This window comes from uncultured Ruminococcus sp., from assembly GCA_902785355.1.
GTDB lineage: Bacteria > Bacillota > Clostridia > Oscillospirales > Acutalibacteraceae > Ruminococcoides.
Map to the genome: position 1 here is coordinate 1 of CACZYF010000057.1, position 9,959 is coordinate 9,959.

At 53.5% G+C, this 9,959-nt stretch carries 8 protein-coding genes; 5 read left to right on the forward strand and 3 right to left on the reverse strand.

Translation table 11 applies throughout. The features are described from left to right. Window positions 1-52: 52 nt before the first annotated feature. Complete coding sequence (locus R2I50_RS09735; RefSeq protein WP_316608947.1) at window positions 53-634, reverse strand: sigma-70 family RNA polymerase sigma factor; 582 nt, start codon at window positions 632-634, stop codon at window positions 53-55. A 269-nt stretch (window positions 635-903) separates the two neighbouring features. Between R2I50_RS09735 and R2I50_RS09740 the strand changes: the two genes are divergently transcribed. Beyond that, window positions 904-2,427 carry a YifB family Mg chelatase-like AAA ATPase gene (locus R2I50_RS09740; protein WP_316608948.1) on the forward strand — a complete coding sequence of 508 codons (1,524 nt, stop codon included), beginning with the start codon at window positions 904-906 and terminating at the stop codon, window positions 2,425-2,427. 66 nt (window positions 2,428-2,493) lie between these two features. On the opposite strand, the gene R2I50_RS09745 is transcribed toward R2I50_RS09740, so the two are convergent. Then, the gene (locus R2I50_RS09745; RefSeq protein WP_316608949.1) at window positions 2,494-4,104 is read right to left on the reverse strand and encodes an NAD(P)H-dependent oxidoreductase; all 1,611 of its coding nucleotides are present in this window, start codon (window positions 4,102-4,104) and stop codon (window positions 2,494-2,496) included. Then, entirely contained in the window at window positions 4,073-4,651 is a 579-nt protein-coding gene (locus R2I50_RS09750) for a PadR family transcriptional regulator (RefSeq protein ID WP_316608950.1), read from the reverse strand. The genes R2I50_RS09745 and R2I50_RS09750 overlap by 32 nt, the downstream gene beginning before the upstream one ends. 280 nt (window positions 4,652-4,931) lie before the next feature. Here R2I50_RS09750 and R2I50_RS09755 point away from each other — a divergent pair, with 280 nt between their 5' ends. The 4 genes from R2I50_RS09755 to rlmH all read left to right on the forward strand — a co-directional run bounded on the left by R2I50_RS09755 (window position 4,932) and on the right by rlmH (window position 9,842). Next, the gene (locus tag R2I50_RS09755) at window positions 4,932-6,593 is read left to right on the forward strand and encodes a Na/Pi cotransporter family protein (RefSeq protein WP_316608951.1); all 1,662 of its coding nucleotides are present in this window, start codon (window positions 4,932-4,934) and stop codon (window positions 6,591-6,593) included. 485 nt (window positions 6,594-7,078) lie between these two features. Further along, window positions 7,079-8,371 (forward strand): UDP-N-acetylglucosamine 1-carboxyvinyltransferase, encoded by a 1,293-nt coding sequence (locus R2I50_RS09760; RefSeq protein WP_316608952.1) that lies wholly within the window; start codon window positions 7,079-7,081, stop codon window positions 8,369-8,371. Between the two features lie 190 nt (window positions 8,372-8,561). After that, window positions 8,562-9,350 (forward strand): MBL fold metallo-hydrolase, encoded by a 789-nt coding sequence (locus tag R2I50_RS09765; RefSeq protein ID WP_316608953.1) that lies wholly within the window; start codon window positions 8,562-8,564, stop codon window positions 9,348-9,350. 12 nt (window positions 9,351-9,362) lie between these two features. Next, window positions 9,363-9,842, forward strand: a complete 480-nt coding sequence (gene rlmH / locus R2I50_RS09770) for a 23S rRNA (pseudouridine(1915)-N(3))-methyltransferase RlmH (RefSeq protein ID WP_316608954.1) — start codon at window positions 9,363-9,365, stop codon at window positions 9,840-9,842. The last annotated feature ends 117 nt before the right edge of the window (window positions 9,843-9,959 follow it).

Genomic DNA, 9,959 nt, shown 5'->3' on the forward strand with positions numbered 1-9,959 from the left:
TATATTTTACCCCGCGGCGGAGTTGCACCGTCTGATTTCTCTTCGGGGTGTATTACCTAGAAAGCTTTTGACGTATACGGGTCTGTGCATTGTCAACTGTTTTTAAGGATACGTTCAGTCTCTCTGCGATCTCCCTGTAAGAATAGCCGGAAAGGTGCAAAATCGCTACTTTGTACTCCAGGTCGGATAGGCTGTCCTTGAGGATGCGGTGCAGGCTGCCGATGTATTCTTTTGTTTCTACCAACTCAGGTAAGGAAGTTGCGGTAGAATCAAAAGCAGCATCCTGATCTTCCTCGATAGATACCATATTGCGAGCGGGGACGGTCCCCTTCTTCGTTGCTGAACGTAGCAGCGAACGAAAGCGATTCTCGACGCAGAGCATCAGGTAGTTCTTGAAGCTCATGCCCTTGCGCTCCCGGTAGGAGCGACAGGCAGAGAGCAGAGCTACCATACCCTCCTGCACCAGATCGCTGTCGTCGGTATCTGCCGACATACCGCGGTATCGCTTGGCGGCTGATGAGATCAGCCCCAAATACCTCGACGCGATAACCTCGAACGCCTCCTCGCTGCCTCTGCGAAAATCGTCGAGGAGCTCGGCGTCGGAGAGCTTGCGTTCATCATCGGTATGATTCAACAGATTACAACACCTCACAGTATTTTATCTATTTAAAGTAATAATACCCAATCCAAGGATAAAAGTCAACAGGTTTTTCAAAAACGCCAGTCGGAAAATATTACAAAATATTCATTAAAATTCGGATTTTGTGCAGTTTCACCAGTATTTTATGCAAAATTTTGGAATCCTTTTTCACGTCAAGTATGGTATAATTCAGATAGAGATATTCGAACATAAAAGCGATTAAAAATGCTGTGTTCAGCGCGGTTTCTGAAAGGGTGACGGTGATGGTAGTAAAGTGTAACAGCCTCGGGTTATTTGGACTGCAAACCTATGCGATCGAGGTCGAAGCAGACCTCTCGCGCGGCGTCGGCGCCTTCGATATCGTCGGTTTGCCGGATACCGCGGTCAAGGAGAGTCGTGACCGCGTGCGCGCCGCGATGAAGAACTGCGGCTTTGACTTTCCCAACTCGCGGTTGGTGCTGAACCTCGCACCTGCCGATATCAAGAAGGAGGGTCCGCTGTACGACTTGCCGATCCTGATCGCCGTGCTCAAGGCGATGCGAGTTGTAAACGCAAACACGGATGACGCCGCCTTCATCGGCGAGCTGAGCCTGTCGGGTGAGCTCAGGAGCGTCAACGGCGTGCTGCCGATGGCGATCGCTGCCCGTGAACAGGGGCTGAAAAGGCTCTTTGTTCCGGCTCCCAATTCGAACGAGGGAGCTGTAGTCGAAGGACTGGAGGTCTACGGCGCGAGCAATATATTTGAACTGCTCGACCATCTCGCAGGGCGCAGCAGAATAGAACCCGCTGTCTTTTTAAACGCCGACACGCAGGCGGAAACCGGTCTCGATTTCTCACAGGTCAAGGGTCAGGGCGAAGCGAAGCGCGCGCTGGAGATCGCCGCTGCGGGCGGTCATAATGTGCTGCTGATCGGTTCTCCCGGTGCGGGAAAGAGTATGCTCGCCAAGCGTGTACCGACTATTCTGCCGCAGATGACCTTTGAAGAAACCATCGAAACGACCAAGATCCATTCTATCGCCGGGACTCTGCCGAAGGGTTCGGGGTTGATATCCACAAGACCCTTTCGGTCACCGCACCATACCGTGACCCGTGTGGGTATGGTGGGCGGCGGTACCCATCCTAAGCCCGGTGAGATCTCGCTTGCGCATAACGGCGTGCTGTTTCTGGACGAGCTGCCGGAGTTCCCGCGTTCGGTGCTGGAGGTACTGCGCCAGCCGCTGGAGGATGGCGTGGTGTCCATCTCCCGCGCGAACGGAACCTATACCTATCCGTCGAGCTTTATGCTGATTGCCGCAATGAATCCCTGTCCCTGCGGCTACTTCAACCATCCGAAGAAGCAGTGTACCTGCTCCGACAACGCGGTACACAAGTATCTCGGGCGTGTGTCGGGTCCGCTGCTCGACCGTATCGACATCCATATCGAGGTGCCGCCCGTGGAGTATGATGACCTGACCGCCAAGAGTGGTGAGGAGGGTTCCGCTTCTATCCGTCGCCGCGTTAATGCTGCCCGCGATATCCAGACGGCGCGTTTTAAAGGAACAGCGATCAAGAATAACGCCGATATCACCTCTGCGATGTTTGAGAAGGTTTGCGTGATGGATGATAAGGCAAACTTGATCCTGAAGAGGGCGTTTGACAAGCTGGGCATGACCGCCCGCGCTTATGACCGTATCATGAAGGTCGCGCGCACCGTCGCCGACCTCGACGGCAGCGAGGTCATCCGCTCATCTCATATCGCCGAGGCGATCCAGTATCGTTCCCTCGACCGTAAATACTGGCATGAATAATAATATAAAATATTACTGAAAACAGGCTGCCTTGTTCTGGGGCAGCCTGTTGTTTATAGGTGAGACTTATTGACTTGCGGCATAGTGGGCGGGATACCATTTTTGAAACCATGCGGTGAAAATACCCATCATGATCGGGAGAATGTTATTGATGATCGCTGTGAGAAAGGATACTTCGCTCTGCATCAGGAAGAATGTCCATACAGAAGTGATTAGATAAAGAACGCCCCACGCCAAGGTCAAAATGAGGTTCGTGCGGATGAACAGCGGATTTTTCAGCGCTTCATCGCCGTTGTAATCATTCATTGAGTAATGAGCCGTGAGGGGTATTTTAGTCAGACAGGACAGCGTCCACATCAGACCGAAGCCGAGATACGACAGAGGTACAAGAAGCCATGTGCTGCCTATGGTCAGCGTTAACAGAGAAAACCCGCCGACAGCTGCAAGAGATATCGTGTCATAAATCGTTTTGCGATTTCTAAAGAAGATCAGCGGTAGGATCACGCACACCGCCAATGCAGCGACGCTGCCGTAATAGGCGTCGATCGGCGCGCCGACCCAGTAGGCGATCCACGGCAACAGCAGAAGAAACATAGTACTGCTTTTTTTGCTGCTTTTTGCTGAATCGGGTACCGACCTCTTTGCTGCTTCAATGCCGAAATAGTCATCCCAGTGCAGCATCAAATCAAAGTCGCCCTCTACGCGATACATCCGCTGCATCATCGCCTCGGTACCCGAGAGCTTGCCCGCGGCAATATCGCGCCATACGGTGTAGGGAGTCTCGATCCGGGTGGTATAGGGGAGGAAACGATCCTTTCTTACCTCACTGCCGTCTTTTGTCAGGATGATTTGATAACGCCTGCCCAGATCGGTATAGTCCATTTCGAGCACGATATCCTTCCCGCTGTAAGCCTTTTTGTTGTACAGCGCTGCCATCTGGCGCGTGAAGCTGAAGTCCTCGTCCGATTTATCCCCGGTCGTCTTTTCAACGCCCCAGCTGGCATCCGCCATTTCCTCAAAAACCGCGCGCGGGTACAACAGCTCCGACAGCTCCTCTTTAGAAGACGCCGAAATGCTGCCCGCGGCAAATTCAGCGCCTGCCCGCCGAACGATGCTGAGATACGCATCGGTTTTTGACCGAAGCTCCGGCACTCGGAACAGCTCTCCCTGACCGCAGGTGATCTCATCATAGCCGCCCTTACCGAGAAAGTGATCGAACATGGCGTTTACCGAGTCGTAGTTCCCCTCTGCTGTGTAAAAGCCGCAGGTAGAGATCACGATATGCCGTTTGCCGGTCATATCATACCGCGGGGCGTGACCCCCGCCTTCGGCGTCCTTTTCCATGAACGGCAACGCCATCGGAAGCAGACGGTCGATCAACGTTTTCAGCGGTCCGGGAACGCTGAAATAGTACAGCCCGAACGACCAGATGATGATATCCGCCCACAGTATCCTGTCGAGCACGTTTTGCATATCGTCACTGCGCACGCAGGAGCCGGGTGTTTTACTCCAGCAGGAGAAGCACCCCAGGCATGGATTGATATCAAGTTCCCCGACAATCATCTCCTCAAGTTCCGCCTCCGTATGCGCTTCGATCCCTTCGACAAACGCATGGGACAATCTGAGAGTGTTGCTGCGCGCGCCCTTAGGACTGCCGTTGATCAGAAGTATTTTCATCCTTGATCGCCTCCATTTCATTGATACACAGGTCAAGCCATCTTCGGTGCATCTCTGCGTACATTTCGCCGTAGCGCACGGTCATGCGCCAGTACAATGCTTTAGACGGATCGTCCACCTTTTGAGCGTAGCCGTCTGTATCGGGAGGGGTATGTCTCAAGTTGTCTGCGAAGTTGTCCCCGCTCTCACGCAGGCGACAGAAATAGTCGATGTTTTCATCCAGACTCCGTTCACCGCGGAAGAAAACCTTCATCATCAGCGGGTTGTGGATCGTATATTCGGACACGTCCTCTGTCAGCCACCTGTTCAGTTCCGCTCTGCCCTCGGGAGTGATGGAGAACAGTTTTTTATCGGGTTTACCATCCTGAGGGATGAGCCTGTAGCTTGCCCACCCTCTGTGGCTCAGTGTTTGCAGTTCGCGGTAGATCTGACTGGTCTGTGCCGACCAGAAATAGCACAAGGATTCATGAAAGACCTTTTTTATTTCGTAGCCCGTCATGCTGCCGTAACCCAGCAAACCGAGGATCCCGTGTTTAAGCATATCCATACAGCCTCCGTATATTCTACTTGTAGAATATACAATAGCATCAATGTCATATATTGTCAAGTACAGCTTCGTCATTATCCATGCATAAAGCGGCAGATGATTGTATAGTTTGACGAATTTTGTTATTGTTCTAAATTAGAATAAACTTGACTTTGCTATCCTGTATTATTAACATAGGGTAATTTGAAGGATTACCTGCGAATACAATGGATATGAACTATCCGCAACACAGCCGCGCAGAAGCGATACGCTTTTCGCAGGCACGCAAATGGAGAAACATATGAATATTTACAGTTTGTTTAGTGTATTGGGCGGCTTAGGGCTGTTCTTCCTCGGCATGAAATACATGGGCGAGGGTCTGGAGCTCGCCGCAGGTAACAAGCTGCGTACCCTGCTCGAGAAGATCACCTCCAACAAGTACCTCGGTATGCTTGTCGGCCTTGTTGTGACCGCGGTCATCCAGAGCTCGTCCGCGACTGCCGCGATGGTGGTCGGTTTTACGAACGCGGGTCTCATGGAGCTGGCTCAGACGGTCGGTATCCTCTTCGGTTCAAAGATCGGTACCTGTATGACCTCGGTCCTGCTGTCGTTCGACATGAGCAGCATCGTACCGCTGTTCATCTTCCTCGGCGTCATCGTGATGATGTTCGTCAAGAAGAACAACTACAAGTACTACGGTCAGATCCTCGCCGGCTTCGGTATCCTGTTCTACGGTATGACGATGATGTCCGGCGCGTTAAAGAACCTGAACACCCCCGGTCCCGACGGCACCGGTATGATCGACAATATCCTATCGAGCGTCAACAACCCCTTTATCGGGTTGCTCCTGGGCGTGGTGATTACTGCCGTGATCCAGAGCTCCTCGGCATCCGTCGGTATCCTGATGGCGCTGGGCGCTGCCGGTGCGATCGGCATCGATCAGGCGATCTTCATCGTCTACGGTATGAACCTCGGCGCGTGTATGCCGGCATTCCTCTCTGCAGCGGGCGCTAAGCGCAACGCGAAGCAGGTCGCGATCCTGAATATGATCATTACGCTGTTCGGTGTGATCCTGCTCGTTCCGATTACGATGCTGCTGCCGATCTCGTCTACGATCGAGAACTTCCTGCCCGGCAACGTCGCCGCGCAGATCTCCGCCGCTCACATCTTCTTCAACGTTATCAACATGATCGTGCTGATGCCGTTCTCGAACCTCATGGTCAAGCTGACCCAGAAGATCCTTCCCTACCACGAGGATCCCGAGAAGGACAAGATGGCGGTCGAGTTTATCGATAACCGAATCCTGACCACCCCTCCCATGGCGGTGCTCCAGTGTGAGAAAGAGGTCGCCCGTATGAGCCGCCTCGTACAGAAGAACTATAACCGCGCGCTGATCGCTTTCTTCGACCGCGACGCGGATTCGATCGGGAAGGTACAGGAGCGCGAGAAGGTCATCGACTTCCTCTCGAAGGAGATCACCGACTATATCGTAAAGCTCAACGCGCTCGACCTTGAGGCACACGACCGCCAGATTGTCGCCGCGATGTACTCCGCGATCCAGGATCTCGAGCGTATCGGTGACCACGCCGAGAATATCGTCGAGTATGCCCATACCGTCATCGAGGACAAGCTGACCTTCTCGGATACCGCGACGGCTGAGTTGCACGATATCTGCGATAAATGCCGTACCCTGATGGAGCTGAGCTTCGCGATGTTCAACGCGCAGGGCGGCTCTCCCGAGTTGATCGAGCGCATCATCCAGATGGAGGACAGCGTCGACGACTGCAAGGATGATTACAAGCAGAACCATATCAAGCGTATGGATGAGGGTCTGTGCGACGCGGTAGCGGGCACCACCTTCCTGAATATGCTGATCGATATCGAGCGCGTCGGCGACCACGCTATCAACGTCGCGTTCGCGATCCCCAACCGCCAGCAGAGCGTCGTAGCCGAGCCGGCATAAACAAAATACCCCGAGGGCTGTCGAAAGGCAGCTCTCTTTCTTTATTATATTATACTAATCCTTAATAAAAACCTTTATCATCTATTGCGCTATATTTCGTATAGCTTTGTTGTCGTCGTCGTTCGCTGTACTCGGTAGGCATATCCGGTCTCCCGTCGCGCTATCCGAAATATATCACTAATATCTGATTAAATATTTTTATCAAGGATTAGTACTACGTTTTATTCAACCAAAAAATTAATTACAAAATGATTACATAAAAGAATTATAATTATAGAAAATCCATACAGTAGGTTTAAAGAAAACCATACAGAATCACTAAAAATAATTACAAAAGATTTTTTCGGTTGACTTTACCGCTGCTTTGTATTATCTTATGTATATGACTATCATAGGCTTAGTGTGGATGATAGCGCCCTTTTGATTCATACGCGGACAGTCCGCGTGACTTATATAACAGATGATTTGTATAGGAAGTGTACAGATTGGAAAAGATCGTAATCAACGGCGGTAAACCGCTCCACGGTGAAGTCACCGTCAGCGGCGCCAAGAACGCGGCGGTCGCGATTATCCCCGCCGTGGTGCTCTGTGACGAGCCCTGCCGCATCGAGAATATACCGAATATCTCCGACGTCACCCTGATCGCGACGATCCTCAAGGATATGGGCGCGATGGTGCGCCGCGTCGATAAGAACACGCTCGATATCGACCCCCGACCCATCAACACTTATGAGGCGGTCAGCGAGAACGTGCGCGGCATGCGTGCGTCCTACTACCTTTTGGGCGCGCTGCTCGGACGTTTTCATAACGCCAAGGTCGCCCTTCCCGGCGGCTGTAACTTCGGCGTTCGTCCTATCGACCAGCACCTCAAGGGCTTTGCACTGATGGGCGCGAAGAACGATCTCGTCAACGGCGCTGTCATCGAGAGCCGTACAGAGGGTTCCTTCCATGGCGCGCGTATCTACTTCGATACCGTTTCCGTCGGCTCGACCATCAACCTGATGCTCGCCGCCGTCAAGGCGGAGGGTCAGACGATCCTCGAGAATGCCGCTAAGGAGCCGCATATCGTCGATCTGGCGAACTTCCTCAACTCTATGGGCGCCAACATCCGCGGCGCCGGTACCGACGTCATCAAGATCCGCGGCGTGGATTATCTGCACGGCGTGACCTACTCCATCATCCCCGACCAGATCGAGGCCGGCACCTACATGGCGGCCGCCGCCGCGACCCGCGGAAAGATCACCGTCCGCAACATCACGCCCAAGCACCTCGAGAGCATCAGCTCCAAGCTGCGTGAGATGGGCTGTGAGATCGAAGAGTACGATGAGGCGGTCATCGTCGACGCGACCAAGCGTCCGCTGAACCGCGTAAATATCAAGACTATGCCCCATCCGGGCTTCCCGACCGACTGTCAGCCCCAGTTCGTGGCGCTGCTGGCGTCCGTCAAGGGTACCTCCATCGTTAACGAGAGCGTATGGGACAACCGCTATCAGTATGTCAGCGAGCTCGTACGCATGGGTGCGAGGATCTCGGTCGAGGGTAGACTCGCCATCATCGAGGGAGGTCAGCTGACCGGCGCCCCCGTCAAGGCGACCGACCTGCGTGCCGGCGCGGCGATGGTGATCGCCGGACTGGTAGCGAAGGGCCAGACGGATATCTCCAATATCCGCTATATCGAGCGAGGCTACTCCAATGTGGTCACCAAGTTCCAGAGTCTCGGCGCGGATATCAAGAAGATCTACATTCCCGATAACGAAGAGATCGCAACTACCGCATAATGACATAATATAAAGCCACCTGCGGGTGGCTTTTTTAGCTTTACAGGAAACTGTTCGTTTCCGTAAAGCAATAAATTTGTATGCCTGCTCAGTTTGCCGCTGTGCGGCAACGAGCAATGGCTATGCGAAATGCGCGCAAGGCGCGCTTTCTTGTGGTCATCACGGAAAGAATTTCAAGGGTGAAGATAAAATGGCTAAGATCGTACCGCTCTTCTCGTCGAGCAAGGGCAATTCCTACTACATACAGGGTAACGGCTCCGCGATCCTCGTGGACGCCGGACGCAACCTCAAGCAGATCGAGCTGGCGCTCGCCGCCAACGAGCTGTCGATGAAAAACGTCGGCGCGATCTTTGTTACTCATGAGCACAGCGACCATATCAGCGCTCTCAAGGTGCTGTTGAAGCGCTATGATATCCCCCTGTTCGCCTCGCGCGGTACGCTGGATTATCTCGCAAATTATGATAAGGTACCCGCCTCTGCGCGGCTGAACGTGATCGAGGATATCGCCGAGATCGCCGACTTCCGCGTCGAGCGGGTCGAGACCTCCCACGACGCTGCCGAGCCCTGCGGTTACTACATCGTCACGCCCGACGGGCGTCGGTTGAGCGTGGTGACCGATACCGGTTACCTGACCGATTCCGCCCGCCGCGCGATCTCGCGCTCCCACCTCGCGGTGGTGGAGTCCAACCATGATATCGACATGCTCCGCGAGGGCATGTATCCCTATATCTTAAAGAAGCGCATCCTCTCCGACAGCGGTCACCTGAGCAATGCCGCCTGTGACGAGGCGCTGCCCGACTTTGTCGGCGCGGGGCTGACCCGTATCATCCTCGGTCACCTCAGCGAGGAGAACAATACCCCTCATCTGGCGCTCAGCGGCGCGATCGACGCACTGAATCGTGCCGGGATGGTGCTCGAGTCGGATTACCTGATCGACGTGGCGCCTGTGGCGACCAACGGCAGATCGATGCTGTTTTAAGGCGGAGGTATTATGCTGAGTATCAATATCATCTGCGTCGGCAAGCTCAAGGAGCGTTATCTACGCGACGCGATCGACGAATACAGCAAGCGGATGAAGCCGCTGTGCAAGCTCGAGATCATCGAGCTGCCCGAGGAACGGGTCGCGGATAATCCCTCCGCGGCCGAGATACAGCGCACCATCACTCTGGAGAGCGAGAGGATCACGGCGAAGCTCAACAAGAGCGACTATGTGATCGCGATGTGCGTTGAGGGCAGAAACATCAGCTCCGAGGAGCTGTCGAGCCGTCTGGAGGATATCTCCATGACCCACAGCACCGTCGATTTGATCATCGGCGGCAGCTGGGGATTGAGCGAGGAGCTGAAGGCGCGCTCGGATTTCAAACTGAGCATGGGAAAGATGACCTTTCCGCATCAGCTGTGCCGCGTGATGCTGCTCGAGCAGATTTACCGTGCGTTCCAGATCTCCAAGGGAACCAAGTATCATAAGTGAGCTATTACGGCGGTGTTGTTGTAGGTTTACAATAGAGTCGTTACAGTAGAAGTAAAAAAGAATAGCAAATAGGAAGAACCGGTGTTACAGTTAGTTCGCTTACAACAAAACTCTACA

Coding starts and splice junctions, on each gene's coding strand:
- R2I50_RS09740 (WP_316608948.1), top strand. CDS start 904: ATGGTAGTAAAGTGTAACAGCCTCGGGTTATTTGGACTGCAAACCTAT.
- R2I50_RS09745 (WP_316608949.1), bottom strand. CDS start 4,104: ATGAAAATACTTCTGATCAACGGCAGTCCTAAGGGCGCGCGCAGCAAC.
- R2I50_RS09750 (WP_316608950.1), bottom strand. CDS start 4,651: ATGGATATGCTTAAACACGGGATCCTCGGTTTGCTGGGTTACGGCAGC.
- R2I50_RS09755 (WP_316608951.1), top strand. CDS start 4,932: ATGAATATTTACAGTTTGTTTAGTGTATTGGGCGGCTTAGGGCTGTTC.
- R2I50_RS09765 (WP_316608953.1), top strand. CDS start 8,562: ATGGCTAAGATCGTACCGCTCTTCTCGTCGAGCAAGGGCAATTCCTAC.
- rlmH (WP_316608954.1), top strand. CDS start 9,363: ATGCTGAGTATCAATATCATCTGCGTCGGCAAGCTCAAGGAGCGTTAT.